The 24,832-nt window shown below is 69.5% G+C and carries 28 protein-coding genes; 16 read left to right on the top strand and 12 right to left on the bottom strand.

Going from position 1 to position 24,832, the window contains the following annotated elements; translation table 11 throughout:
• Positions 1 to 53: 53 nt before the first annotated feature.
• Positions 54 to 926: a hypothetical protein gene (locus tag SD37_RS36355; RefSeq protein ID WP_044854555.1), complete on the bottom strand. Its 873-nt coding sequence runs from the start codon at positions 924 to 926 to the stop codon at positions 54 to 56.
• A gap of 256 nt (positions 927 to 1,182) precedes the next feature.
• Here SD37_RS36355 and SD37_RS36360 point away from each other — a divergent pair, with 256 nt between their 5' ends.
• From SD37_RS36360 to SD37_RS36395, 8 genes are all read left to right on the top strand, one after another.
• Positions 1,183 to 3,447, top strand: a complete 2,265-nt coding sequence (locus tag SD37_RS36360; protein ID WP_044854554.1) for a sigma-70 family RNA polymerase sigma factor — start codon at positions 1,183 to 1,185, stop codon at positions 3,445 to 3,447.
• A 12-nt stretch (positions 3,448 to 3,459) separates the two neighbouring features.
• Complete coding sequence (locus tag SD37_RS36365) at positions 3,460 to 3,960, top strand: GtrA family protein (RefSeq protein ID WP_044854553.1); 501 nt, start codon at positions 3,460 to 3,462, stop codon at positions 3,958 to 3,960.
• Positions 3,961 to 4,097: 137 nt separating this feature from the next.
• Positions 4,098 to 4,637, top strand: coding sequence for a GtrA family protein (locus SD37_RS36370; RefSeq protein ID WP_037316076.1), 540 nt, complete (start codon positions 4,098 to 4,100; stop codon positions 4,635 to 4,637).
• Between the two features lie 250 nt (positions 4,638 to 4,887).
• Positions 4,888 to 6,246, top strand: coding sequence for an MDR family MFS transporter (locus SD37_RS36375; RefSeq protein ID WP_044854552.1), 1,359 nt, complete (start codon positions 4,888 to 4,890; stop codon positions 6,244 to 6,246).
• Positions 6,247 to 6,258: 12 nt separating this feature from the next.
• Entirely contained in the window at positions 6,259 to 7,095 is an 837-nt protein-coding gene (locus SD37_RS36380) for an NAD(P)H-binding protein (protein WP_044854551.1), read from the top strand.
• A 237-nt stretch (positions 7,096 to 7,332) separates the two neighbouring features.
• Positions 7,333 to 7,980: a response regulator gene (locus SD37_RS36385; RefSeq protein WP_044854550.1), complete on the top strand. Its 648-nt coding sequence runs from the start codon at positions 7,333 to 7,335 to the stop codon at positions 7,978 to 7,980.
• A 159-nt stretch (positions 7,981 to 8,139) separates the two neighbouring features.
• Entirely contained in the window at positions 8,140 to 8,772 is a 633-nt protein-coding gene (locus tag SD37_RS36390; protein ID WP_044854549.1) for a helix-turn-helix transcriptional regulator, read from the top strand.
• A gap of 4 nt (positions 8,773 to 8,776) precedes the next feature.
• Positions 8,777 to 9,190, top strand: a complete 414-nt coding sequence (locus tag SD37_RS36395; RefSeq protein ID WP_044854548.1) for a Pvc16 family protein — start codon at positions 8,777 to 8,779, stop codon at positions 9,188 to 9,190.
• Here the strand turns inward: SD37_RS36395 and SD37_RS36400 are convergent.
• The 3 genes from SD37_RS36400 to SD37_RS36410 form a co-directional block, all read right to left on the bottom strand.
• Positions 9,168 to 9,680: a hypothetical protein gene (locus SD37_RS36400; protein ID WP_236725202.1), complete on the bottom strand. Its 513-nt coding sequence runs from the start codon at positions 9,678 to 9,680 to the stop codon at positions 9,168 to 9,170. The two genes, SD37_RS36395 and SD37_RS36400, sit on opposite strands and share 23 nt — an antisense overlap.
• A gap of 64 nt (positions 9,681 to 9,744) precedes the next feature.
• The gene (locus SD37_RS36405; RefSeq protein ID WP_037316059.1) at positions 9,745 to 11,028 is read right to left on the bottom strand and encodes an ATP-binding protein; all 1,284 of its coding nucleotides are present in this window, start codon (positions 11,026 to 11,028) and stop codon (positions 9,745 to 9,747) included.
• Position 11,029: 1 nt separating this feature from the next.
• Positions 11,030 to 11,734 (bottom strand): response regulator transcription factor, encoded by a 705-nt coding sequence (locus tag SD37_RS36410; protein WP_037316611.1) that lies wholly within the window; start codon positions 11,732 to 11,734, stop codon positions 11,030 to 11,032.
• Positions 11,735 to 11,776: 42 nt separating this feature from the next.
• Between SD37_RS36410 and hisN the strand changes: the two genes are divergently transcribed.
• Positions 11,777 to 12,562, top strand: a complete 786-nt coding sequence (gene hisN, locus SD37_RS36415) for a histidinol-phosphatase (RefSeq protein ID WP_037316056.1) — start codon at positions 11,777 to 11,779, stop codon at positions 12,560 to 12,562.
• A gap of 1 nt (position 12,563) precedes the next feature.
• Here the strand turns inward: hisN and SD37_RS36420 are convergent, their stop codons facing one another.
• The 6 genes from SD37_RS36420 to SD37_RS36445 all read right to left on the bottom strand — a co-directional run bounded on the left by SD37_RS36420 (position 12,564) and on the right by SD37_RS36445 (position 16,786).
• Positions 12,564 to 12,839: a hypothetical protein gene (locus SD37_RS36420; RefSeq protein WP_037316053.1), complete on the bottom strand. Its 276-nt coding sequence runs from the start codon at positions 12,837 to 12,839 to the stop codon at positions 12,564 to 12,566.
• Positions 12,836 to 13,687: a TNT domain-containing protein gene (locus tag SD37_RS36425; protein ID WP_044854547.1), complete on the bottom strand. Its 852-nt coding sequence runs from the start codon at positions 13,685 to 13,687 to the stop codon at positions 12,836 to 12,838. The genes SD37_RS36420 and SD37_RS36425 overlap by 4 nt, the downstream gene beginning before the upstream one ends.
• 67 nt (positions 13,688 to 13,754) lie before the next feature.
• Positions 13,755 to 14,339 (bottom strand): GNAT family N-acetyltransferase, encoded by a 585-nt coding sequence (locus SD37_RS36430; protein ID WP_044854546.1) that lies wholly within the window; start codon positions 14,337 to 14,339, stop codon positions 13,755 to 13,757.
• On the bottom strand, positions 14,336 to 15,268 hold the full coding sequence (locus tag SD37_RS36435) for a hydroxymethylglutaryl-CoA lyase (RefSeq protein WP_044854545.1): 933 nt from the start codon (positions 15,266 to 15,268) through the stop codon (positions 14,336 to 14,338). The genes SD37_RS36430 and SD37_RS36435 overlap by 4 nt, the downstream gene beginning before the upstream one ends.
• Positions 15,268 to 15,852, bottom strand: a complete 585-nt coding sequence (locus SD37_RS36440) for a PH domain-containing protein (RefSeq protein ID WP_044854544.1) — start codon at positions 15,850 to 15,852, stop codon at positions 15,268 to 15,270. Before SD37_RS36440 ends, SD37_RS36435 begins: the two co-directional genes overlap by 1 nt.
• 109 nt (positions 15,853 to 15,961) lie before the next feature.
• A complete protein-coding gene (locus SD37_RS36445) occupies positions 15,962 to 16,786 on the bottom strand; it encodes a biotin--[acetyl-CoA-carboxylase] ligase (RefSeq protein ID WP_044854543.1) in 825 nt (274 codons plus the stop codon).
• Positions 16,787 to 16,866: 80 nt separating this feature from the next.
• Between SD37_RS36445 and SD37_RS36450 the strand changes: the two genes are divergently transcribed.
• A complete protein-coding gene (locus SD37_RS36450; protein ID WP_174567882.1) occupies positions 16,867 to 18,006 on the top strand; it encodes a C40 family peptidase in 1,140 nt (379 codons plus the stop codon).
• Positions 18,007 to 18,440: 434 nt separating this feature from the next.
• Here the strand turns inward: SD37_RS36450 and SD37_RS36455 are convergent, their stop codons facing one another.
• Positions 18,441 to 19,271: an alpha/beta fold hydrolase gene (locus tag SD37_RS36455; RefSeq protein WP_044854542.1), complete on the bottom strand. Its 831-nt coding sequence runs from the start codon at positions 19,269 to 19,271 to the stop codon at positions 18,441 to 18,443.
• A gap of 95 nt (positions 19,272 to 19,366) precedes the next feature.
• Here SD37_RS36455 and SD37_RS36460 point away from each other — a divergent pair, with 95 nt between their 5' ends.
• The 6 genes from SD37_RS36460 (at position 19,367) to SD37_RS36485 (ending at position 23,053) form a co-directional block, all read left to right on the top strand.
• Positions 19,367 to 20,023, top strand: a complete 657-nt coding sequence (locus SD37_RS36460) for a class I SAM-dependent methyltransferase (RefSeq protein WP_044854541.1) — start codon at positions 19,367 to 19,369, stop codon at positions 20,021 to 20,023.
• Between the two features lie 32 nt (positions 20,024 to 20,055).
• The gene (locus SD37_RS36465; RefSeq protein ID WP_044854540.1) at positions 20,056 to 20,451 is read left to right on the top strand and encodes a nitroreductase/quinone reductase family protein; all 396 of its coding nucleotides are present in this window, start codon (positions 20,056 to 20,058) and stop codon (positions 20,449 to 20,451) included.
• Between the two features lie 124 nt (positions 20,452 to 20,575).
• Positions 20,576 to 20,971 carry a MerR family transcriptional regulator gene (locus SD37_RS36470; RefSeq protein ID WP_044854539.1) on the top strand — a complete coding sequence of 132 codons (396 nt, stop codon included), beginning with the start codon at positions 20,576 to 20,578 and terminating at the stop codon, positions 20,969 to 20,971.
• The gene (trxA, locus tag SD37_RS36475) at positions 20,971 to 21,309 is read left to right on the top strand and encodes a thioredoxin (RefSeq protein WP_037316023.1); all 339 of its coding nucleotides are present in this window, start codon (positions 20,971 to 20,973) and stop codon (positions 21,307 to 21,309) included. Before SD37_RS36470 ends, trxA begins: the two co-directional genes overlap by 1 nt.
• Before the next feature lie 577 nt (positions 21,310 to 21,886).
• Positions 21,887 to 22,510 carry a LysE family transporter gene (locus SD37_RS36480; protein WP_044854760.1) on the top strand — a complete coding sequence of 208 codons (624 nt, stop codon included), beginning with the start codon at positions 21,887 to 21,889 and terminating at the stop codon, positions 22,508 to 22,510.
• Positions 22,511 to 22,624: 114 nt separating this feature from the next.
• Entirely contained in the window at positions 22,625 to 23,053 is a 429-nt protein-coding gene (locus tag SD37_RS36485; RefSeq protein WP_044854538.1) for a VOC family protein, read from the top strand.
• Here the strand turns inward: SD37_RS36485 and SD37_RS36490 are convergent.
• Entirely contained in the window at positions 23,050 to 24,831 is a 1,782-nt protein-coding gene (locus SD37_RS36490; protein ID WP_044854537.1) for a S9 family peptidase, read from the bottom strand. The genes SD37_RS36485 and SD37_RS36490 overlap by 4 nt on opposite strands.
• Position 24,832 lies beyond the last annotated feature (1 nt).

Genomic DNA, 24,832 nt, shown 5'->3' on the forward strand with positions numbered 1-24,832 from the left:
CGTCGCACGTCGACAGGGTCGCCGTGACCAGGAGAACGTCTTACGGTAGCCCGCTAGGAACGGGCGAGCGAGGTGAGCAGATCGCAGGCCTGGTCGTAAGTCGCCGGAAGCCGGACGGCCGAAATCCGCGGACGGCCGGTGTCACACAGCTGGGCGTCGACCGAAAGCCGTTCGTTGAGCGCCCTTCGCAACGCGACGCCGGACGAAGCGAGCCTCACGTCCTTCGGCACCAGCGCGCCCGCGATGGACGGCCCGAGCGAAGCGACGCTCTCGCCGCCGTCGAACACGTGCCTCAGCGCGTCCGCCACCAGGATCATCCCGGTCAGCCGGGGCCAGCCCGCGACCGAACTGAAGTCCATCGCGACCACCAGCAGGGTGTGCGCCTCCGCGACCGGCCGCTCGTCACGGCGGGCCTGCCGGTACAGCTCACTCAGCCGGGTCCTCAGGTACGCGGCGGTGGGCAGCCCCGTGAGAGGTTCGGTGACCTCCGTGTTCACGAGCTGATCGGTCGCGACGTCCGCCCATGCCAACGCCGTCACCCGGAGTAACCGGGACGGCGTCGAGTCGACGTCCGGTGCGATGAATCCGTCCACCGCGTCCGGGTCGGCGAGCACCGCGTGCAACGCCGCGAGATCCGCCAGCGTCTCGGCCAGCCCGGCACCCGCCGCGGCACGTGCGCGACCCAAGCCCGCGAGCGCGGTTTCCGCCACGTCGGCGGTCACCACCCGGCCGTTCTTGATCACCGCCGCGCAGACGGCGTCGACCTCGGGGAGGCCCCAGTCACTGGGGAAACGCCAGCCCGAAGCCAGGCTGGCGGTCCGCCAGCGAGCCCGCAGGGCGCGGAGAGAGCGATCTCGTTCGAACCGGTTCCAGGCGGCTTGCCCGTCGGGTCCCCCGGACGGCGCACCGGTCGCCGGTACGTCCACAGGCCACCGCCCCTTCCGTCCTGATCTTTTCGATCTTGCGATCGCTTCACGGTGGGGACGCCGGTCCGAGGCGGGCGTGACGGCGTTTTCCAAGGATCTTTCCGAACTCTTCGGTAACCCATGGCGGGTGAAGCTGTTGGGCCCTCCGGGTCATCGGCGGGACCGCGAGGTGACGTACGTCGCCCTGTCCGTCACACTGACCTTGTTCGGGCGTCGAAGATGAGTAGAGCCGCCCAACCTGCAGTGAAGGAGTCCCGTGTCCACCGTTCCCGCCGATCTCACCGGTAAGAGTGACGCCGAGCTGATCGCCGAGGTGCGTGACGGGAAGATCGCGTCTTACGGAACCCTTTACGAACGTCACGCCGGCGCGGCGCACAACCTCGCCCGCCAGCTCGCCCGGTCGAGTTCCGAAGCCGACGACCTCGTTTCGGAGGCCTTCGCGAAGGTGCTGGACACGCTGCGCGGCGGCAAGGGCCCCGAAACAGCTTTCCGCGCGTACCTGCTGACGGCGCTCCGCCACACCGCCTACGACAAGACGCGCAAGGACAAGCGTGTCGACCTGAACGAGGACATGTCCGACGTCGGCGGTGCCGTCGGCGAAGCGCTGACGGTCCCCTTCTCCGACACCGCCGTCGCCGGGCTTGAGCGCACGCTCGCCGCGAAGGCGTTCACCCGGCTGCCCGAACGGTGGCAGGCGGTGCTGTGGCACACCGAGATCGAGGGACAGAGCCCCGCCGAGGTCGCGCCGCTGCTGGGGCTGACCGCGAACGGCGTCTCCGCGCTCGCCTACCGGGCGCGTGAAGGCCTGCGGCAGGCGTACCTGCAGGTCCACCTGGCCGAGAACTCCGGCGAACGCTGCCGCGCGAGTGCGGACAAACTCGGCGCGTGGACCCGTGACGGGCTGTCCAAACGCGAACGGGCCCAGGTGGAGAACCACCTGGACGAATGCGAGAAATGCCGTGCGCTGGCCGCGGAGCTGGCCGACATCAACGGCGGTCTGCGCGGCATCATCGCGCCGATCGTGCTCGGTGGCGCGGCGCTCGGCTACCTGGCCACCGCCGGGGCGGGCAAGGCGGGCGCGGTCACCGCGGCCGCGACGGCCGCCGCGGCCGGATCGGGGTCGGGGGCGGCGGCCGGTGCCGCCGCGGCCGGACCGCGCCAGTTCGCCGGAGTGGCCGGATCGAGCGCGGCCATCGTCGCCGCCGTCGCGGTGGCTCTCGCCGCCGGGGGCGGCACCCAGGAGATCCCCGCCGCCGCGGCCGTCGCCCCGCCCGCCGCGGCACCGGCGCCCGCCGCTCCCCCGCCCGCGCCCCCGGCGGTCCCTCCGGCGCCGCCCGTGCCTCCGCCCGCGCAGCCGCAGCCCCAACCTCCGGCCCAGCCGCCCGCGGCGCCTCCGGCCCAGCCGCCCGCGGCGCCTCCGGCCCAGCCACCCGCGGAGACCCCGCCGCCCGCCGAGCCTCCCGCCTCGTCGCCGGCGATCCCCGCGCCCCCGGTGATGACGGCGTCGACCCCGTCCGGCGGTATCCAGCTCGAACCCGGCGAGGACGCCAACCTGCCGATCACCGTGCGTAACGACGGTGGCTCGAAGTCCGAACCCGTGGCGGTCACGCTGAACCTGCCCAAGGGCGTGCGGGCCGTCCCCGTCGGCGGTGGTCGCGCGAGCGGCGTCACCGACGTCCGGCAGCAGGCGGCGCCCGCCCCGATCGCGGTGAGCTGCCCCGGCGGCAGCGGAACGGTGACCTGCAAGACCGGCACCGGCCTCGAACCGGGGCAGTCCGCGGTGCTGACGTTCCGGCTGCGTGCCGACGCGACGGCCGAAGCGGGCAGCATGGTGACCGGTTCGGTGACGGCGGGCACGCAGATCAAGGTGTCGGTCGCGGTGAAGGTCACCGTGAAGCCGCCGCCGGACGACCTCACCCTGAGCGCCGAGAGCGACGGGCTGTCCGCGTTCCCCTGGAACCGCAACCCGCTGGTGATGATCCGCGTGAAGAACACCGGCAAGACGACGAAGCCGGTGACGATCACTCTCGACCATCGCGTACTCAGCTCCTGGAGCGTGTACGGAATCCCGTGCCACCCGACCGGCGAAGGCGCGTCGTGCACTTCGCGCGGCTCGCTGACCCCGGGGCGTCAGGTGAGCCTGTGGGTCCGGTTGAAGGGACGCCCGGCGGACAACCTGCCGGTGACGGTGAACGCCACCCTCGGCGTCGCCAAGGCGAAGCCGGTGCCGGTCTACTTCGGCTGCTGGCACCATTGGTGTGACGACCACGCGCTGCTTCCGCCGACCACTCCGCCTTCGCTGCCTTCGATCACTTCGAAGCCTCCGGCCACTTCGGAGACGACGAAGCCGGGGCGGCCTGGTTGGCCTGCTCCGTCGAAGAAGCCTTCGCCGTCCGCGACGCCTTCGGAGCCGGCGAAGCAGGAGCCGGCCCCGCCGCCCGCGACCACGAGCGCACCGCCTCGGCCGGGTAAGTCGAAGCCGACCGTGGAGCCCGACGGGGTCTTCGGGGGCCTCTTTTAGTAGCGTGCCCTCATGCTGGCGAAACACCGGGAACTGTTGCGTTTCGCCGTGGTCGGGGGTGCGAGTTTCGTCATCACGATGACGATCACCTACGGGCTGAAGTTCACCGTGCTGACCGACAAACCGGTGACCGCCCTGATGATCGGCGTCCTGGTGGCGACCGTCTTCTCCTACGTGGCGAACCGCGAATGGTCCTTTCGCACCCGCGGCGGCCGTGAGCGGGCCCACGAAGCGGCGCTCTTCTTCCTGCTCAGCGCGATCGCGCTGGGGCTCAACGCGCTTCCGCAGCTGGTTTCGCGCTACGTGCTCGGCCTGGAGCAGCCGCACGTCGGGCTGCTGACACAGGAGATCGCTGATTTCGTGAGCGGTGTGCTCATCGGCACGCTTCTCGGCACGGCCTTCCGCTGGTGGTCGTTCAAGAAGTGGGTGTTCCCGGAGGCAGGTGCGCGACCGCGGCTGCTGCGGGGCGGCGGGCGTCCCTCTTCGGACGACCGCGGCGACAAGGCCGCCTGACCCGCCAAAGCGATAGCAAAGGTCCCTTGCTCCCCCGGGCGGCACACCCGGCTCAATGAATCGCCCAAAGCGTCATATAACGCTCCGGATATGCCCTGCGAGCCCATTCGAGGACCGACCCGAATTAGACTGGTCGGGTGACCGTGGTCGAATCCGTCCTTTCCCGGACGCCCGAGCCGTTCCGCTCCGTGCTGATCAAGCACCGCGAGCTGCTGAAGTTCGGGATCGTCGGCGGCACGACGTTCCTGGTCGACAACGGGGTCTGGTACCTGCTGAAGCTCAGCGTGCTCGAGTCGAAGCCGACCACGGCGAAGGCGATCGCGATCATCGTCGCGACGATCGTGTCGTACATCCTCAACCGCGAGTGGTCCTTCCGGACCCGCGGCGGCCGCGAGCGGCACCACGAGGCGGCGCTCTTCTTCGTGATCAGCGGGATCGCCGTGGTGGTCAACCTGATCCCGCTGTACACCTCCCGGTACATCTTCGATCTCGAAGTGCCGCACGTGACGCGGTTCGTGCAGGAGTTCGCGGACTTCACGAGCGGGTCGATCATCGGCATGCTCCTGGCGATGTTTTTCCGCTTCTGGGGTTTCAAGAAGTGGGTCTTCCCGGATGAGCTGGGCAAACGCCGCCGCGACAGCGACGAGCCGGACGAGGACGTCATCCCGCTCCGCTAAGTACTTGTCAAAGTGCATGTGATTGTCTAGAGTCATCCACGTCAACGTTCCTTCACTGATGACGCCGGCCGGGTTCGTACGGTCGAGCGGGACGAATTCGAGGTGATCGCCAAGCGCGAAGAGGACCGCATCCGGTTCGGATGACGGTTGAGCCTTTTCCCGTCTTGGCGGGGATCCAGGGGCTGCTTTCGAAAGCAGTGCTCTGCGTCCCTCGCGTTCCCTCGTTTCTTCCAGTGAATGGATCTCTTTCTTGAGCACCGCTCTCGGCGCGCCTCCGCGCGTCCACCACACCCTTGCCCTCGTCGGGCTCTTCGCCGCCGTGTTCCTGGGAATGCTCGACGCCCAGGTCGTCGCGACCGCCCTGCCTCGGATGGTCGGCGAACTCGGCGGCGCCACGTCGTTCGCCTGGGTCACCACCGCCTATCTGCTGGCCGGCAGCGTCAGCGCGCCGGTCTACGGGAAGCTCGGCGACCTCTTCGGCCGTAAACGCGTCGTTCTCGCCGCGATCGCCCTGTTCGTCCTCGGCTCCCTCGCCTGCGCGCTCGCACCGACGATGCCGCTGCTGATCGCCGCCCGCGTCCTGCAGGGCGTCGGCTCCGGCGGCCTGTTCGTCACAGTCGCCGCGATCATCGGCGAACTGTTCCCCGGCCGCGAAGGCGCCCGCTATTTCGCCTGGTTCTCGCTCTGTTTCGCCGGCTCCTCGCTGGCGGGCCCGGTTGTCGGCGGTGTGCTGACCGACCTGGCCGGCTGGCGTTCGATCTTCCTGGTCAACGTGCCGATCGGCCTGGTCGCACTCGGCGCCGTCGCGCGTTTCCTCCAGCTCGAACGACGCCGGACGGCCGCACCGTTCGACTTCGCGGGCATCGTCGTCCTGTCCGGTGCGATCGTCGGTCTCACCCTGGCGACGCCGCTCTCCGCGTCGATCGGCGCGGTGCTGCTCGTCGCCTTCCTGGCCATCGAGCGCCGGGCCGCCGCGCCGGTCATCCCGCTCCGGCTGTTCCGCGCCAGGATGTTCAGCCTGAGCGTCCTGGCCAGTGCCGCCGCCGGATTCGTCTTCCTGGGTTCGGTCAACTACCTGGCGCTCTTCCTGCAGACCGCGGGTGGTGCCGGACCGTCCGAAGCCGGGCTCCTGCTCCTGCCGATGACGCTCGCGGTCGCCGCGTCGTCGATGGTCGCGGGCCGGATCATCGCCAAGACCGGCGCTTATCGCTGGGCTCCGATCCTCAGCATGACGCTCGGCCTCGCCGCCGCGCTCGCCATGTCCACAATGGACGAAAAGACGCCGTTGCCGCTCGTCGTCGCCTACCTCGTCGTATTCGGCATCGCCGCCGGGCTCAACATCCAGGTGCTCTCCATGGCCGCTCAGCAGAACGTGGCCCGGACCGACCTCGGCGCCGTTTCGGCGACCGTCGGCTTCCTGCGCTCCCTCGGCACCACGGCCGGGCTGACCGTTTTCGGCGCGGTGTTCACGAGTGCGTTCGGCACCGACAGTCCCGCCGGCTACGCCTCCGCGCTCAACGGCGTGTTCTGGGTGATGGTCCCCGCCCTCGTGATCGGCCTCGTCGCTTCCCTCTTCCTGCCCCGCGTCGCGCTGCGACGCCACCACTGAAGGACTTCTTCGATGATTCTCGTCCTCGGTTCCACCGGCAAGATCGGCCGCGAACTCGTTCCCGCGCTGCTGGACAAGGGCGCTCGCGTGCGCGCCCTGACCCGTGATCCGGCCCGCGCCCGCCTCGATCCGCGTGCCGAAGTCGCCGCCTGCGACCTCGACGCCTTCGATCCCGCGCTGCTCGACGGTGTCGATCGCGTCTTCATCCTGACCTCCGGGCACGGCTCGGACGTTCTCGCCCAGGAACGCGCGGTGGTCAAGGCGGCCACCGGCGTCGAACGGCTCGTCAAGCTCTCCACCACCGGCGTCCACTTCGGACAGACGGATCCGATCTCCTCGATACACGCCGCGGCCGAGCAGGCCGTGCGCGAGGCCGGGCCGGACTGGACGATCCTGCGGCCCGGCACGTTCATGGACAACCGGTTCGCCTGGCTGCCCGCCGTACGCGGCGACGGCGTCATCCGCGTCCCCGAGAGCGATCCGGCGTCCGCGCTGGTGCACGTCCGCGACATCGCCGAAGTCGCCGCGACCGTGCTCACCACCGACGGGCACGCGGGCAAGACCTACCCGATCACCGGCGGCGAAGCCCTCACGACGCGGCGGCAGGTCGAGATCCTCGGCGAAGCCCTCGGACGACGGCTGACCTACGTCGAAGAGCCCGAAGCCGACGCCCGCGCACGGATGCTCGGGTACGGCTGGCCCGCTTCGGCGGTCGACGGGTTCTTCGAACTCAAACGGCAGTCCGCCGGGAACGAGGAGATCGTGTTCGACACCGTCCGCGAACTCCTCGGCCGGGCGCCGCTGACGTTCGCCGAGTGGGCAGGCGAGCACGCCGCCACCTTCGCCTGACCTGCGGAAAGAGAGCAAGGGACCTTTGCTATCGCTCGCTTGGCCTGCCTGGGCGACGAGAGCAAAGGTCCCTTGCTCCCCCGCCTGCGCCGAAAGGGTTAAGGACTTGGGCGGATCGCCGGTATACGCGATACTCGTCAGGCGTTGAATTCTTGCCGGTCCGCTGTACGGACCACGCGTTGTCCGCGGCCGCCCCGCTCGCTAGCGTGCCGCGACGGGGAGACAGGGGGAGCCCGGATGAATGAACACCTTCGTGTGCTCGTGGTCGACGACCATCCATTGTTCCGGTTCGGGGTGTGCACGCTGCTCGCCAACGAACCACAGATCGACGTGGTCGGCGAGGCCGCGAGCGGGGCGCACGCGATCAGCGCGGCGAGCGTCCTCGGGCCCGACGTCGTGGTCATGGACTTGCACCTGCCCGACCTCAGCGGCGCCGAAGCGACCCGTCACATCGTCGCCAGGCAGCCGGACATCGGCGTGCTCATGCTGACGATGGCCGACGAAAGCGAGTCCGTTTTCTCCGCGATGCGGGCCGGGGCCCGCGGATATCTGCTGAAAGACGCGGAGCCCGACGAAATCATCCGCGCCGTCCACGCCGTCGCAAGGCGCGAAGCGATCTTCGGGCCCGACATAGCGACACGGGTCCTCGGCTTCTTCAATCACTCTCAGCCGAGCCCGGACACGGTGTTCCCGGAACTGACCGTCCGCGAACGGGAGGTCCTCTCCCTCATCGCCGGCGGCCACAGCAACACCGCCATCGCCAGCACCTTGTGCCTCAGCCCGAAAACGGTGCGGAACCACATCTCCAACGTGTTCAGCAAACTCCACGTCGCGGACCGCGCCGAAGCGATCGTGCGCGCCCGCGAAGCCGGGCTGGGCCGGTGAACGGTCGCCATCGCGCACTGACGACTTGGCGACCCCAATAAGGGCGGCTTTTCGGGCAATGTCGGGACCGGAGTCCCATGTGCCCGGGACACCTCACCCGGCAGGGTGAGTAGTGCGAGGGGTGGGGCCCTCGCACCGTTCGAGGGGAATGGGAATCACATGTTCGAACCGAACAGGACACCGGTGATCGTCCGCGCCACCGATCCGATCCTGCACAACGGCGTCTGCATGACGCTGCGCTCCCGTGACGACGTCTGGCTGGTGGACGGGGAGACCGCCGACCCGAGCATGGTGGCCCTCCTGGTCACCGACCGCCTCGACGAGGCGATGACGCAGATGCTGTCCGCATTGCATCACCAGGGGTTCACCCGCATCGTGCTCATCGCGGGTGAGGTCGACGACAACGAGATCCTCGGCGCCATCGAGCACGGTGTCTGCGCGGTCGCCCGCCGCTCGGACGCCGGCGCCGACGTTCTGGTCCGGCTGATCAAGGCGGCCGCCGCCGGGGAAGGCGCGCTCCCGCCCGACCTGCTCGGCAGGCTCCTGCACCGGGTCTCCCGGCTGCAGCGTCAGGTCCTGCAGCCGCGCGGTCTGCACCTCGGCGGCATGAGCAACCGGGAGACCGAGGTGCTCAAGCTGGTCGCGTCGGGGTTCTCGACGCAGGAGATCGCCGATCAGCTCTGCTACTCGCAGCGCACGGTGAAGAGCATCCTGCACGACGTGACCAACCGGTTCCAGCTCCGGAACCGCTCGCACGCGGTGGCTTACGCACTGCGTGAGGGATTGATCTGAGCTCGTGATCACCCAGGTCGACGAGGCCTTGTGCCTGCTCATCGCACCTCATCTGCCGGAGGGGACGGTGGTCCGGCTGGATCCGCCGAAACCCACCTGGCAGACGGAGACGCAGGTGTCGAGCGTCGACCTGTTCCTCTTCGCCCTGCACGGCGCCGGTCCGGGAAACGGCGCCGTGCGGGCGAAGCGGTGCGCACTGTCCTATCTGGTCACCGCGCGGGCGGACCGGGTCCGCGACGAGCACACCCTGCTCGACCGGTCACTGCGGGTCCTGCTCGAAACCGAGTTCCTGATGGTCGACGCGCAGCCGTTCCGGCTGGGTATCGGGGAAACCGATCTCACCGGGCTGTGGGCGGGCCTCGGCCTGCCCGCCCGCGCGGCGTTCGTCGTCACGGTCACGGCGGAGTACCGAGACTGAGCACGGAGGCCCGCCGCAGGACCACCCCGCCGATGGACGCGAGCTGCGCTCCGAAGCACTCGCACCATTCGGCCGCGGTCGTGGGCGGGCCGCATTCGCCCGCTCGCCGGGCCCAGCAGGCCCGGACTTCGAGCCGGTAGCCGAGCACGCCGGTCAAGGTCAGCCCGTTCCGGCTGGCGCCGACCCCGCAGGTGCCCCGGTAGACCCAGCGGTCCGGTGCCTGGAACACGGCCGTCTCCTGCACGAACCGATGTCCGGCCGCTCCGGTGACGGTCGCGACCGGGGTGTCGATCCCGCTGACGAACAGACCCTTCGAGAGCAGGTCCAGCGCTTCGGCCTCCACCCGCTCCACCACGCCGGGCGGGCGGCGGCACGCGTAGAGGTCGCCTTCGAAGGACAAGCGCACGGAAACCGTCACCTTGCCGATCTCCGCGGTAGCCGCGGCCACCGGAGTCACCGGTGGGCGATACCGGAACGCCGTCGCACGCACCCTCCAGACGGTAGGTCGGTCCGCGTCCGCGACGCTGCCCTATCGGGAAGTTCTTGGGGAGGTCTTACCTGGGGACTCGTTCCGCGGGCCACCGCACTTCGGCCACATCGCCCGGCCGGGGGACCTTCAGGAAGAGGCTGAACACCACGGGCTGTTTGCTCGACAGCTCCAGCCGTCCGCCGTCGGCTTCAACGAGCGCGCGGGCGAGCGCGAGCCCGACGCCGGTCGACCCGCCGCCGGAGAACCCGCGTTCGAAGATGTGCGGGGCCAGCTCGTCGGGCACGCCCGACCCGGTGTCGGCGACCTCGATCACCACGGTGCCGTCCGTGTCGCCGCGGCGGGCGGCGAGGGTGACCGTTCCCGCGCCGTGGCGCAGGGCGTTGTCGAGCAGGACGCCGACGACCTCGCGCAGCCGGCCGGGGGTGGCCCTGGCCCTCAGCCCGTCAGTGACGCGAAGCCGCAGATGCCTGCCTTCGGCGCGAAGCAGCTGTCGCCATTCTTCCGAAACCTCGGGGAGCACTTCCGCCAGATTCACCGGTTCCGCGCTGACCTCGCTGGCGGCCCGCGCGGCCGCCAGCAGCTCGTCGAGTGCCTCGGCCAGCCGGTCGGCTTGCTCTTGCGCCGCCTTCGCCTCGTCGACGACGTCCTGATCGGGATGGACGGTGAGCGGTTCGAGCCGCAGTTGCAACGCGGTCAACCGGCTCCGCAGCTGGTGGGAGACATCGCCCACGAGCTGGCGTTCTCGCTGGACGAGCTGCGCCAGCGCCGAACCGGACGCGTCGAGCGCTTCGGCGACCATGTCGAGTTCGCCGACGCCGTAGCGCTTGGGATCCGGCCGGAAATCGCCGCCACCGAGTTTGACCGCGCGATCGGCGACGTGTCTCAGCGGTTTCGCGAGCCGTCGCGCGGTCACGGTCGCGACCACCGTGCCGGTGCCGACCGACAGCACGACCAGCAGCACCACGAGCAGGGTCACCTGCGTCTGCCGGGTGCGCATGGGCCCGGCCGGCACGGACAGCTCGACCTCGCCGTGCAGCGCGATCGGCACCTTTTCGGAGACCACGTCGCTGCCGGGATCGGAGCCGTAGCGCTTCTCGATCTGCCCCTCGGCGCGGACGGTCAGCAGCCCGCCCGGCGGCACGGCCACCCGGACCTGGTCGAGGTCGATCGGCTGGCCGTTGGCGATCTCGTTGTCGAGGGTGGCCGCGATCCCGCGCGCCGCGGACGCGAGGTTCTCCCGGTTGAGGTTCTCGACCAGCTGCCAGGCGGTGATCCCGAGCGGGATGCCCAGCACCGCCGCGGTCACCGCGACGGCGAGCAGGATCGCCAGGAGGATGCGACGCCGCATGCTATTCCGCGTTGAAGCGGAAGCCGACGCCGCGAACCGTGGCGATCCGCCGTTCGCCGTCCCCGTTCCCGCCCGGCCTGCTCGTCCGGCCCGCCGCCTCGTCCGCGGCGATCGCGAGTTTCCGGCGCAGCCACGACATGTGCATGTCGAGGGTCTTGGAGGTCTTCGATTCCAGGTCGTTCCACACCTCGGCGAGGATCTCGTCGCGGCTGACGACCTGGCCCGCACGGCTCATCAGCACCCGCAGCAGCTCGAACTCCTTGTTCGCCAGCTGCACCTCGTGCAGGTCCACGGTGACCATCCGGGCGCCGAGGTCCATCCGCACCCCGCCGGCTTCGAGCACCTCGGGAGCCCGGCGGCGGAGCAGCGCCCGGATACGGGCCAGCAGTTCGGCGAGACGGAACGGCTTCGCGACGTAGTCGTCGGCGCCCGCGTCCAACCCGACCACGAAGTCGACCTCGTCCGTGCGCGCGGTGAGCATCAGCACCGGCACCTCCGTCCCGCTGGCGCGCAGGCGGCGGCACACCTCGAGTCCGTCCATCCCGGGCAGGCCGAGATCGAGGACCAGGAGGTCGACACGGTCGCTCTCGGTCGCGTCGAGGGCGGCGGGCCCGTCACCGACGACGCGCACGTCGTATCCCTCCCGCTGAAGGGCGCGGGAAAGCGGGTCGGCGATGGCCGGGTCATCCTCGGCGAGTAGCACCATGCTCACCTGGTCAACTCTACGGCCGCCGGGCGTGAAAGCATCGTGACCGTGCCCGGCTACGAGAATGATCTGGAACTCGCCGTCCGGCTGGCCGACGCCGCCGACGCCATCACGACCGACCGGTTCCGCGCGCTCGACCTGGCCGTGGAGCGCAAACCCGACCGGACCCCGGTGACGGACGCGGACACCGCCGTCGAAGACGCGATCCGCGCGATCCTCACCGCGGAACGCCCGGACGACACCGTCCTCGGCGAAGAACGCGGCGGTTCGGCCGCGACCGGCCGGGCCTGGGTGCTCGATCCGATCGACGGGACCAAGAACTTCCTCCGCGGCGTCCCGGTGTGGGCGACGCTGATCGCGCTGGTCGAAGACGGCACCCCGGTGGTGGGCATGATCAGCGCGCCGCTGCTCGGACGCCGCTGGTGGGCGGCCACCGGGGACGGCGCCTGGCTGCGCGACTCCGGCGGCGAACGGCGTCTTTCGGTGTCGAAGGTGGCCTCTCTCGAAGACGCCTATCTGTCCACAACGGACTTGAACTCGTGGGTCGAGTACCACTCGCGGGAAAAGTACCTCGACCTCGTCAACGCGTGCTGGGAAAGCCGCGCTTTCGGTGACTTCTGGCACCACTGCCTGGTCGCCGAGGGCGCGCTCGACATCACCGCGGAATGCATCGTGAACCCGTGGGACGTCGCCGCCGCCCAGGTGCTGATCACCGAGGCCGGCGGACGGTTCACCGACCTTTCCGGCGAGGCCCGCTACGACAACGGCTCGGCGCTGTCGACGAACGGCCTGCTCCACGACGAAGCGCTGGCCATCCTGAAGCGCTGAGTCACTGCGCGCCGGGCAGGAGGCCGACGGCGCCGCGCGCGACCTGCGACCAGGCCAGGCGGCCGAAGAGGTAGTGGCAGGCGACCTGCTCACTGGTGAAGCGCGCCCAGTCGTACCGGTTCCCCTGCTCGCGCCAGAACACCTCCCAGGCGGGCTCGGCGCCCTCCTCCTCGGTGCGCATGAGGCACCAGGCGTTGTCCGTCTCCGCGCCGACCGAGACCACCTCGGGCGGTACGCCCAGCGCGGCCAGCCACCGCAGGATCGTCCCCGTGTTCACCGAACCTCCCCCGTTACGTCCGCCAGGAAGCCCAGCGTGACGAGTTCATCCGCGCCGAGGACCGCGCGGAAGCGCACCCCGCCGCCCGGCTGGCCGAACCATTCGGCGGTCACCGATCGCCAGACCGGCAGCGGCCGGACGACGCGGTAGCGCCGGTACGCGGTGACCCGGTCCGGCGGCAGCGAGCGCATCGAGAACAGGGTCGCGTCTTCGGCGAACACCCGGCCGTGGTGGTCCCCGAACCGGTCGAGGTGGGTGCCGACCTCGAGCATCACCGGTGTCGCGGGGTCGATACCCCCCTCGGGGAAGAGCTCGCCGGGCGGCCACAGGTACCCGGTCTCATCCGTGAACCGGCGCTCCCAGTCCTCTCGGGACTCGCCGCCCCACGGATCGTGCCCCCTGGTCAACGCCGGTGGCGGGAAGGCGGGCGGAGCCGTCGGGGAACGCCGGAAACCGCCGCTGACATGCGACAACGCGTCCAGGTCGTCCAGCACGCCCGCGTCGGGGTGATCCAGCGGACCGGAACCGCCCTCGGGGAGCGGCAACTGGCGCGCGGGTTTGGCCATCGCGACCGGGAGATGCCCGATGGGGAACATATGCACCAGGAACAGCGCGATCACGCTCTCCCGCTCGGTGCGCAAAGCCCCCATCGGCGGCGGAGCCGGGGGCAACGGAGCGGGGGGCGGCGCGGCGGGTGGGAAGGGCACGCGCAACGGCGCGACGGCGGGCGGCCACGGCGAAGGCGCGTACGGAGCGCGGAGCCCCTGAGGCGGCGTCGGCGCGTCGGCGTCGGCGTACTGGACGGGCAGCCGGATCGGGCCCGTTCCGGCCTCGCTCGGATCGGTCACCGCACCTCCCCCAAGGAATCGATCCCACCGGTGAAGGGGGAGGCAGCGGACAGGTCCCGTGAAGACCTTATCGCCGACCGGCGTTCTCGTCGGCGGATACCCGAAAGCGCATCAAAGCCCGTGCCGGCGGGCGGCGTTCGACGAGCTCGAAACCCGCCTTCTCGAACATGCTCACCGTGCCGTGGTACAGATCCGCTCCCGGCCGCTTTCCCAGTACCTCGACCGGATATCCCTCGACGGCTCGCGCCCCGCGCCGGGCGGCGAACTCGACGGCCGCCCGCAGCAGCGCGCCGGAAAGCCCTTGGCGGCGGGCTTTCCGGTCGATGTAGAAGCACGTCACGGACCAGACCCCTGCCTGGTCTCCCGCCGAAGCCGCGACCGGCGATCGCGCCAGCCTCGGGTTGTCCGGCCGGGGTGAGACCGCGACCCAGCCGACCGGTTCGTCGTCGTCGGCCAAGGCCAGCAATCCCAACGGTTTCCCGGCGGCGGCCTCGCCGCGGACATGCGCCTTGCGGCCGTCCTTGCCCGCCCGTTTGAACTCGGGACCGGTCAGCCGGAAGAAGGCGCACCAGCACCCGCCCTGCACGCCGCCCGGGCCGAACAACCGCTCGAACAGGGGCCAGGTGTCGTCCGTGAGTTCGGCGAACCTCATCCCGCGAGCGCGTTGACCACCCGGGACGGGCTCGGCCTGCCCAGCTTCCCGGCCATCCACTTGCTCGCCGACACCAGCACGTCGAGGTCGACACCGGTTTCCACGCCGAGTCCGTCGAGCATCCACACCAGATCCTCGGTCGCGAGGTTCCCGGTGGCCGATTCGGCGTACGGGCAGCCACCGAGCCCGCCGGCGGACGAGTCCACAGTGGAGACACCGCAGCGAAGGGCGGCCAAGGTGTTCGCGAGCGCCTGGCCGTAGGTGTCGTGGAAGTGGACGGCGAGGGTGCTGACGTCGGCGAACTGCCCGATCAGCGCCTCGACCTGCCCCGCGGTGGCGACGCCGATGGTGTCGCCGAGCGAAAGCTGCGAACAGCCGAGGTCCAGCAGCCGTTTGCCCACCCCGGCGACCTGCGAGGCCGGGACGGCGCCCTCCCACGGGTCGCCGAAGCACATCGACACGTAGCCGCGCACGTCGAGCCCTTCGGCCCGCGCCCGGGTGACGACCGGCTCGAACATCGCGAACTGGTCGTCCACCGTCGAATTGAGGTTCTTCTTGGCGAAGGTCTCGGTGGCGCTGGCGAAGATCGCGATATGCGAGACACCGGCCTCCAGCGCGCGGTCCAGCCCGCGCTCGTTCGGGACGAGCACCGGATAACGGACGCCTTCGCGGCGTTCGAGCCCGGCGAGGAGCTGCTCGGCGTCGGCCAGCTGCGGCACCCATTTCGGGCTCACGAAACTGGTCGCTTCGAGCGTGGTCAACCCGGCGTCGGCCAGCTTGTCCAGGAATTCGAGCTTCACCTCGACCGGAACGATCGACTTCTCGTTCTGCAGGCCGTCCCGGGGGCCGACCTCCCAGATCGTCACCCGTTCCGGCAACGCCGCGGCAGACGAGACGCGGTCGGGCAGGCCCAGCTCTCGCGTGCCCATCAACGGCGCCTGTCGCCGCGCGGCGGACGACCCTGCGGAGGCAGCGGCTCGGTCTGTTGCGGGGCGCCGGGTGCGGGCGGCGCGTAGTCGTCGTACGGGTTGTCGTTGACCTCGCGGTAGATGACCGTGTGCACCCGCTCGACCTTGGGGATGTCGTCGAACCTCAGCGGTTCGTCCGACGCGGATTCGATCACCAGCGTGCCGCAGCCGAACACCCGGTCCAGCAGCCCGTGCTCGAACTGGACGCTGTTGATCCGCGACATCGGGATGTCGATCCCGGTCCGCTTGAGCACGCCCTCACGGGCGATCAGCCGGTCCGTGGTCACGATGAAATGTGTCGTGCGCCAGCGGACGAACGGGGCGAGGAAGAGCCAGACGACGAGGCCGAGCCCGACCACGCCGACCGCGATCAGTGAGATCAGGTCCCAGGGGGCCGTCGCGTCCTTCGCCAGGATGCCCAGCCAGATACCCACGCCGAGCGTGACGATCAGCGCGAGGAAGGGGAAGATCAGCATCTTGAAATGCGGGTGACTGTGCACCACGACGTGCTCGTTTTCGCTGAGCAAATCGTCCGGATAGGCCACGACGGACGCTCCCAAAGTGTGTTCGGCGCTGGTGAGCCTCACCGTACCGGCGAACAGCCCCGGGGGAAGAGGAGGCGCCGCAAATCGAGAATTGTCACGATTCGCCGGATCAGGACCGCGCGGGCCGCACGTGGACGACGTCTCCGGCGAACACCGTGTACCGCTCACCACCGGGAACGTCGACCTGGAGCTGGCCGGCGGGATCGATGTCGGCGGCGCGGCCGGTCAGCGCCGAGCCGTCGGGCAGCTGGACCTCGACGTCCTGGCCCAGCGTGGCGCAATGCCGCCGGTAGTCACCGAGCAGGCCCGCCTCGGCCAGTGAGCCGCCCGCCAGACGCCAGCGGCGTTCGAGTTCGTCGAAACCGGCGAGCAGGCGGATGGCGATCTCGCCGCGATCGGTGTCGGTCGCCCCCTGCTCGGCCAGCGACGTCGCGGGCAGACCGCCCGGCCCGGCCGGGACGCTCTCGCCGAGCGGCAGCACGTTCAGGCCGATACCGAGGATCACGGTGGTGTCGTCCCCGGCGACGGCCTCGGCCAGGATGCCCGCGCATTTGCCGCGGTCCGGCCCGGCCAGGACGTCGTTCGGCCACTTGAGGACGGCATCGACGCCCAGGCCCGCGGCGACCTCCCGCACCGCGAGGCCGGCGACCACGGAAAGTGAACCCAAATTGGCGAACGGGACCTCACGGGGGCGCAGCAGGACACTGACGTAGAGCCCGGATCCCTTCGGCGAGGACCACTGCCGGGCGCGGCGGCCGACCCCTGCCGTCTGCTCCTCGGCGATCAGCACGGTGCGGTCCTCGCCCCCCTTCGCGGCGGCTTCCCGCAGGTCGGCGTTGGTGGACCCGGTGCTCGCCACGACCTGGATCGCGGCGTACCGGCCGGACAGCGCGGCACTCAGACGCCCGGCGTCGAGCGCTCCCGTCTCAGTCATTTGTCCAGAATATGAGAGTCCCCCTAACGTGCAAGGCGGTCGCTCGTTACAGAGAGGTGGTCTCCAATAGCCTGGACGGCGTGACTGAGCCCGAGCCCGCCCCGAGCGCGCCCGAAACCAGCCCGAAGAGGAAGTCGTGGGCGCATGGTGTGGCGATGCGCAGCCTGGTCGCCCTCCCGCTGGTCGCCGGGCTCGCGACGGCGGGCTGGCTGCTCGCGGGCGGGAACGATCCGGCACCCGCCGACGGGACCCAGCCGGTCCCCCTCCCGGCGGCCAACCAGGATCCGGCCACCGTCGGCGGCGGCGCGGGTCCCTCGGTCCTCGAAGTCAGCGCACCGGTCAAGGCCCAGGAGACGCCGAAGGGCGCCCGGCCGCTGGAGGAGTGGGCCACCAAGCTCTCCGGACCGCTCGACATCCCGGCGAAGTCGCTGATCGGCTACGCGAACGGCGAGCTGGCACTGCGCGGCGAACAGCCGAACTGTCACCTTTCCTGGGTCACTCTGGCGGGGGTCGGCGCGGCGAGTTCGAACCACGGGCGCGGCGGCGACAACCCGCTCGGCCTGTCGGCGCAGCAGTGGAAGAAGTACGGGACGGCGATCCCCGGGATCACGAAACCCGCGCTCACCGACCCCGACTCGGCTTCGGTCGCCGCCGGTCGCGCGCTGTGCGCGTCCGGAGCCGACCTCGGCGGCGGCGCCGGCTGGTGGAAGGCGATCGCCGGATACCAGGGCGGCAAGGGGACCGGGAAGATCGGCAACGACGCCGAGCTGTTCCGCCAGCGCGTCCTGGGCAACGCGCAGCTGTACGCGACCCTCTCGCTCGACCCGGCGCGAGCCTCCAGTCCCGCGGTGAAGGCGACCCGGTTCGCCCTCGGCCAGCTGGGACTCCCGTACGTGTGGGGCGGCAACGGGCCGGAAGCGGGTGCGGCGGGCTTCGACTGCTCCGGGCTGACCAAGGCGTCCTACGACGAAGCCGGAGTCGGGCTGCCGCGGACCGCGGACAGCCAGTTCCGCGCCCTGCCGCGGGTGCCCGGCGATCAGGAACCGAAGCTGGGCGACCTCGTGTTCTACGGGAACCCGGCGACGCGGATCCACCACGTCGGGCTCTACCTCGGCAACGGCCTGATGATCAACGCGCCCACCGAGGGCCAGGCGATCCAGATCCACACGTATCACTCGAAGGGCGACGACTACACGGGCGCCGGACGGCCTGCGGCCTAGCTACCGGCTTCGCCGTACGGCGTGATCGGCCCGCTGCCCGTGAAGGGCGCCTTGCCTACCCTCAAGGTCAGGGCCTCGGCAAAGTCGCCATCGTGCAGGTCGGGCAACTATTTGTCATGGTCCGGGCCGACGATGAAGGAATTGGGACGTCGAGTGTCCCGATTCCTTCATGGACGCGGGGTTGGCGCCCGGGTGGCGAAGCTTGAGCGACACAGGATCAGGGGCATGCTCAGGAACCCGGCACGCCGAGTGTGGAGGATTTGGGACGTGCAACGTCCCAAATCCTCCACACTCGAACCCCGCGGGCACCAGCGATGCCACATCCGGACCACCAAGAACAGCACCGACCAGCAACTCTGCGACTTTGCCGGAACCCTGACCTCAACGTAGTGAAGGAGGCCTTCACTACCTGGCGACAGAGGTGCGGGCCTCCGTCATCGCCGACCGGCCAGCCATTCGAGCGCGGCCTTTCCCTCTCGCAGGACCGAGATGTGCCCGTCCCCGGGGAAGGTCCGCAGCTCGGCCGTGGCGCACTGCCGGGCGAGCCACTCCCCGTGTGCGAGAGGCGCGATCCGATCCGCTCCACCGTGCACGAGCAGAACCGGCGCGGTGATGTCGGACGGCTGGAATCCCCACGGCGCGACGTACGCGAGGTCGTCGTCGATCAGCCCGTCCGGCCCACCCTGGACGGCGGGGCCGACGACATCGAGGAACCAGGCCCAGTCGCCCTTCAAGGCCGCGTGGTCGGACGCGGTGAACATCTCGGCGTCGTATTCGGCCGAGGCCTCGTATCTCGCCTTTTCCGTTCGTCCCGCCAAGGCGGCCGTCAGCGATCCGACTCCCGCCGCACCCATACCCGCGAACCAGTCCAGCCCCTCGCCGTCGTACGGCGCCATACTCGCGACACCGACCGCCGCCGAGACCCGCTCCGGCAGCAGAGCGGCGCACGCGAGCGCGTGCGGCCCGCCGCCGGAATGGCCGAAGACCGCGAACCTCTCGATCTCCAGGGCGTCGGCGATCTTCGCGACGTCCGACGCCGCCGACGCGACATCTCGACCGGGCCGAGGCGTCGAGCCGCCGTAGCCGGGCCGGTCGTAGGAGACCCACCTCAGCCCGAGTCGCTCGGCGGCCGGGAGCAGCGGCGCCGGTGGAGCGCCGATGTTCGGGGTCCCGTGGTGCCAGAAGACCACCGGTCCGGTTCCACGCGTGTCGTACGTGCGCAGGGTCTTCCCGTCCCCGAGGTCCACCTCGGACTCGTTCACCATGGAACGAGCGTACTGACACGAACGACAGAAACCGGCGGATCCGACAACCGCTGTACCGTCGGGATGGTCCGCCCTCGCCGTCGCCTGGAGTGCCCGTGACCGACCAGACGCGCCGCAGTTACGACCTGGTGGCCGACCGGTACGCCGAGGAACTCAGCGACGAACTCCGGCACAAACCGCTCGATCGCGCTCTGCTCGACGCCTTCGCCGAGTTCGTCCGGGACGGAACGGTCGCGGACATCGGCTGCGGGCCCGGGCATGTCGCCGCCTATCTGGCCGCGCGGGGCCGGCGGGTCGTCGGCCTGGATCTCTCGACTTCGATGTGTGAAACCGTTCGTTCGCGCACCTCCCTTCCCGCCTGTGCGGCGGATATGACGGCCTTGCCGGTACGAGACGCGGCACTGACCGGGCTCGTCTGTCTTTACGCTGTCATCCATCTCGACGACGACCGCCGGGCCGCGGCCTATCGCGAATTCGCCCGGGTCCTTCAACCCGGCGCGTACGCCTTGCTCTCCTTTCATGTCCGCGATCCCGACGTGCCGACCGGCGGGATGAAGACCCTCGGCACCTGGTGGGACCACGAAGTCGACCTGAGTTTCCGGTACCTCGATCCGGACGCCGAGATCTCGGCGCTGCGAACCGCGGGTTTCGACCTGGCCGCCCGGCTCGACCGCGGACCGCACGCCGGTTTCGAACATCCCAGCGAGCGCTGCGCCCTGCTGGTGCGCCGAACCGCCGTCGGGCACCCTTGACCGTGCCCACCTCTTCGACCGTCAGGAGCCGCATGTCGCGCTTTCACGAGATCAAGCACAGGGTGGCCACGACCTTCCAGCGGCACGTGGGCAACCCGCTCCTCGGCCGGTTGCCGAACCAGCCGATTCTCGAGACCATCGGCCGCAAGTCCGGGGTCCCCCGGCCGACACCGATCGGCGGCCGCCTGGTCGGCCGCGAGTTCTGGATCGTCTCGGAATTCGGCGAGAAGTCGCAGTACGTCCGCAACATCCAAGCCGATCCGCACGTCCGGCTCCGGCTCAAAGGCCGATGGCACACCGGCACGGCGCATCTGCTCCCGGACGACGACCCTCGCGCCCGCCTGAAGGCCCTGCCCAGGCTCAACAGCGCCGCGGTGCAGGCGATCGGCACGAACCTCCTCACCATCCGGGTGGACCTCGACGACTGACCGGGCACACGACTGACCGGGCACGACGGGTCCGATAAATCGGCGGCACCCGCCTCCAACCGGAACCAGGCACCCGGATATCGGCTTTGCCTTGACGCCAAGGGCAAGGTTTACGCTCGGAACCATGCGGATCGGTGAACTCGCCGCGCGTACCGGAACCACCACCCGCGCGCTGCGTTTCTATGAGTCACAAGGGCTTCTCGACGCACGGCGCGCGTCGAACGGCTACCGGGAGTACGACGAGGACGACTACCGTCTGGTCAACGAGATCCTGACCCTGCAAGCGGTCGGGCTCAGCCTCGAAGACACCAGGCCGTTCGTCGAGTGTCTGCGTGCCGGTCACCAGACCGGCGACTCTTGCGCCGATTCGATCGAGGTCTACCAACGCAAACTCGCCGAGGTGGACGCCTGTCTGGCCAAGCTCAACGACGTGCGGGACAGCCTGCTGGCCAAATTGGCGGGCGCGTTGAAAACGCCGCCGGGACCGTGCGTCGTCGTGCCGATGAACGAGGAGACCTGATGTCATCCCTTTCCGTAGTCACCGATGAAACCTTCCAAGAACTCGTCCTGGACCAGGACAAGCCCGTCCTGGTGGACTTCTGGGCGCAGTGGTGCCCGCCTTGCCACATGATCGCGCCGGTGCTCGCCGAGATCGCCGATGAACGCGCCGACGCGCTGATCATCCGCAAGCTCAACTCCGACGAAAACCCGCTGACCGCGAGGAACTACCAGGTCATGTCCCTGCCGACGCTGATCCTCTTCCGCGGTGGCAGTCCAGTGTGGACGACCGTCGGCGCCCGGCCGAAGGCCCGGCTGCTGGCCGATCTGGATGCCGTTCTGCAGACTGCCGGCGTCTGATCACCTCCCTCTCTGCCGACCTTGCTGCTCGCCTTCGACATTAGCGCCAGTCGAACATATGCGCTAGTACCAATTCCGTAATTGCCTTCCTTCTTCAATTCACCCGATAGGCGAGTGTGCGCGAGTTGGGTCTGCACAATGCGCGATCAATCGGGCTTCCTTCAGGTCGCGAAAGGACCTTTAAGGCGCTTCGTGTTCTTAAAGGTCCTTTCGCGACTTACACGAGCCGAAGGGCCTATTGAGTCGGGGAGCGTGAGCCGAAAGGCGTGACGATCGCCGCCGACCTGGGCGAGTTCTGTTTTTGTCGGACCCTTGAGGCAAGGTGGTCACCGGCCATTGGCGTGCCGGTTTCGTGAACATGACCTGGACAGGCCGATGTGGACAGGCAGACCCGGTCCATCGAGAAGGGAGGACCCGGATCGACTGATTCGGTAATTGTGTTGCGCGCGAGACCGTCCGTTCGCATCCTTCAGCACATGACTTCGACCATCACCTTCCTGCCATCGCCCTCCGTCCTCCGACGAGTGCGGGTGCAGCAGCAGGCCGGGGCCGGTTGGAGGCCGACACCAGTCCGACCGTGAGCGCCGCGCTGGTCGCGGGCCTGCTCGCCGGCTATGGCATCGCCATCCCGGTGGGCGCGGTCGGGACCTACCTGGTGTTGCTGACGGCTCGGGACGGCCTCAAGGTCGGCGCATACGCCGCCTTGGGCGTCGCCACGGCCGACGGCCTCTACGCCCTCATCGCGGTGCTCGGCGGCAGCCGGCTCGTCCCGATCATCCAACCGATCGCCGTACCACTGCGCTGGGGTTCGGTCGTGATCCTGCTCGTACTGGCCGTCCACATCGGAATCACCGGGGTCCGGAATTTCCGCGACTCCGCGAAGTCCGACGTGACCCGGCCGATGGCGATCGGACCGCTGAAGGCCTACGTGAGCCTACTCGGGATCACGTTGCTGAATCCGACCACCGTGATCTATTTCGCGGCCCTCGTGCTCGGCAGCGAGGACATGGCCGCCGCCAGTGGAGCGGAGCATGTGGTCTTCGTGGTCGCGGCGTTCGCGGCGTCGGCCAGCTGGCAACTGTTCCTCGCGGGTGGCGGCGCGGTCCTCGGCAAGGCGTTGACCGGGCGTCGTGGCCGGTTGGTCACCGCGCTGGCGTCGAGCGGGCTGATCGCCGTGCTCGCCGTCCGGTTGCTGTGGTGAGAGGGAGTGGTGATCCGGCATGGACGGGCCATCCACCGACCTCGATCCCGGCGAACCGGAAAGCGCCGGGAATCGAGGACCGTGGATGTCCGCATCGGTTGCCAGACTGCGCTCATGACCGAAACCATCGATCGCCCCGCAGCCCTCCACTCCTACCTCGCCTACCGCGACGCACCGAAGGCGCTTCGCTGGCTGGAACGCGCGTTCGGTTTCGAGACCGTCTCGGAGTTCGCCGACGACAAAGGCCTGATCCAGCATTCCGAACTGCGGCTGGGCGGCGCCTCCATCATCGTGTTCAGCGCGGAGGAGGACTACGACCGCGCGACCCGCAAGGGCGAGACCGTCGGCCACGGGCTCTACGTCAGCCTTCCGACGCAGGAGGCCGTGGACGCGACTTTCGCTTCCGCCATCGAGGCCGGTGCGACACCGGTCTGGGAACCGACGGCCACCGAGTGGGGGAACTACCGTTGCCGCGTTGACGATCTCGAAGGTTACGAGTGGTCCTTCGGCACGTACGTTCCCGGCGTGCCGCAGAACGGCTAAGCCGGGTCGAGCAGGCGGCTGAACCACTCGCGGGTGCGGCGGAGCAGATCCAGTTGGTTCTCCCGTCCGCGGATCGAGTGCCCTTCGCCGGGATAGACGACGAGGTCGTGCTCGACGCCGAAGTGGCGTAGGGCGCGATGGAAGAATTCCGCCTGTGAGTACGGGACGTTCGTGTCGTCCGCGCCGTGCACGATCAGCACCGGGGTTTCGATCTTCGACGCGTAGGAGATCGGGCTGAGCTGATCGTGCCGGTGCGGTCCTTCCCCTTCCCAGCCGGTGCTTCCGCCGAGCCCGGCCTCCAAGGGACCGAATTCGCCGGTCGCGGCGAGCATGCCCCAGTCGCAGATCCCGGCACCCATCAGCGCCGCCTTGAACCGGCGGGTCTGCCCGACGGCCCACGCCGCCACGAAACCACCGTGACTCCAGCCCGCGATCCCGAGCCTCTCCGGATCGGCCACCCCTTCGGCTACCAGGAGGTCGATCCCGGTCTCGAGATCACTCCACTCCTCCAACCCGACCCGGCCGGCGACGGAAGCGGCGAATTCGTGGCCATGGCCTTGCCCGCCACGGGGGTTCGGCAGGAAGACGGCGTGTCCCGCCAAGGCGAACCACTGCGCGGACGGGTACCAGTTGAGCATGAACCGATCCGCGTTCCGGTCGTACGGCCCGCCGTGAGGCAAGGTGACCAACGAAAACGGCCCGTCCTCCCGGTTCTTTCCCGGTGGTAGCACCAGCAGGCCGTCCAGCGCGAGACCGTCGGAAGCCTTATACGACAACCGCTCCTGCGATCCCCACGAGATCCCGGCGAATTCCGGAGCCGTATCGCTGACCCGCGTCAACGAGCCACCCACCGGTCCACAATGGACATCCTTCGGCCGGTGGGCCGTGCTCAGCACGGTGGCCACGATCTCCCCGTTGGAAGTCAGCGTGTCCGCTTGGCCGCGCCAGAACGACACTTCGCCGGACCCGAGCCGATGGAGCGCCGTGTCGAGACCGTCGGCGACGAGCACCAGCGGAACGCCGGAATCGACCTGCGTGAGTCTGATCGGGCAGGTCGATTCCGCGGTCAGGTTCCGGTGTTCCCCGGTTTCCACGGGAACGTCGAACACCGCCCAGCCGCCGACCAACTCCGGAGTCGCGAGATACGCGACATGCCAGCCGTCGAGATCCCGCCACCAAACGGGACTGGTGGCTTCGACCGGGGTCTGCCCGAGATCCCGCTTTTCGCCCGTCATCGGATCCACCACGGCGAGCCGGGGTTCGAGACCACCGGGGTCGAGTTCGGGGGTCGGCCAGGTGAGGACGGCGAGCGCGCCGTCATCCTGTCTGCGCGCGACGCCGACCACGTGATCTTCGGTGAGCGTCCTGATTTCGCCGGTTCGCGGGTCGAAAATCCGCAACCGTTCCGGGCGAAGGCTCTCGCTCCAAACCCGGATGGCCGGGACCGGTGTCTCGTCCTCGGCGATGAACACGACCTGTTCGCGCATCGGGAGGAAACCGGTGATCTCGCTTCGCCAGGCGATCAGCGGCTCCGGCTCGCCCTCCGCGTACAGCCGGCCGTCACGGAGGAAATAGAGGGTCGTGGAGTCCGGTGACCATTTCGGCGACGAACCTTCGGCCAGTTTCCGGGGCTTTTCACTGCCGTCCACAGCGGCGAGCCAGATCTCCGGGACGCCCTTCGTGATGGTCGCGACCGTGTAGGCGATGCGGCGCCCGTCCGGGGACAACGCGGGTTCCGACGGGACATGGCTGTCGACGATCGACTCAGCTGTCAGCATG

The organism is Amycolatopsis orientalis (assembly GCF_000943515.2).
GTDB classification, from domain to species: domain Bacteria; phylum Actinomycetota; class Actinomycetes; order Mycobacteriales; family Pseudonocardiaceae; genus Amycolatopsis; species Amycolatopsis orientalis.

Coding starts and splice junctions, on each gene's coding strand:
- SD37_RS36465 (WP_044854540.1), top strand. CDS start 20,056: ATGTCGCGCTTTCACGAGATCAAGCACAGGGTGGCCACGACCTTCCAG.
- SD37_RS36365 (WP_044854553.1), top strand. CDS start 3,460: ATGCTGGCGAAACACCGGGAACTGTTGCGTTTCGCCGTGGTCGGGGGT.
- SD37_RS36390 (WP_044854549.1), top strand. CDS start 8,140: ATGTTCGAACCGAACAGGACACCGGTGATCGTCCGCGCCACCGATCCG.
- SD37_RS36410 (WP_037316611.1), bottom strand. CDS start 11,734: ATGGTGCTACTCGCCGAGGATGACCCGGCCATCGCCGACCCGCTTTCC.
- SD37_RS36490 (WP_044854537.1), bottom strand. CDS start 24,831: ATGCTGACAGCTGAGTCGATCGTCGACAGCCATGTCCCGTCGGAACCC.
- SD37_RS36445 (WP_044854543.1), bottom strand. CDS start 16,786: ATGACTGAGACGGGAGCGCTCGACGCCGGGCGTCTGAGTGCCGCGCTG.
- SD37_RS36385 (WP_044854550.1), top strand. CDS start 7,333: ATGAATGAACACCTTCGTGTGCTCGTGGTCGACGACCATCCATTGTTC.
- SD37_RS36430 (WP_044854546.1), bottom strand. CDS start 14,339: ATGAGGTTCGCCGAACTCACGGACGACACCTGGCCCCTGTTCGAGCGG.
- SD37_RS36485 (WP_044854538.1), top strand. CDS start 22,625: ATGACCGAAACCATCGATCGCCCCGCAGCCCTCCACTCCTACCTCGCC.
- SD37_RS36455 (WP_044854542.1), bottom strand. CDS start 19,271: ATGGTGAACGAGTCCGAGGTGGACCTCGGGGACGGGAAGACCCTGCGC.
- trxA (WP_037316023.1), top strand. CDS start 20,971: ATGTCATCCCTTTCCGTAGTCACCGATGAAACCTTCCAAGAACTCGTC.
- SD37_RS36470 (WP_044854539.1), top strand. CDS start 20,576: ATGCGGATCGGTGAACTCGCCGCGCGTACCGGAACCACCACCCGCGCG.
- SD37_RS36380 (WP_044854551.1), top strand. CDS start 6,259: ATGATTCTCGTCCTCGGTTCCACCGGCAAGATCGGCCGCGAACTCGTT.
- SD37_RS36435 (WP_044854545.1), bottom strand. CDS start 15,268: ATGGGCACGCGAGAGCTGGGCCTGCCCGACCGCGTCTCGTCTGCCGCG.
- SD37_RS36405 (WP_037316059.1), bottom strand. CDS start 11,028: ATGCGGCGTCGCATCCTCCTGGCGATCCTGCTCGCCGTCGCGGTGACC.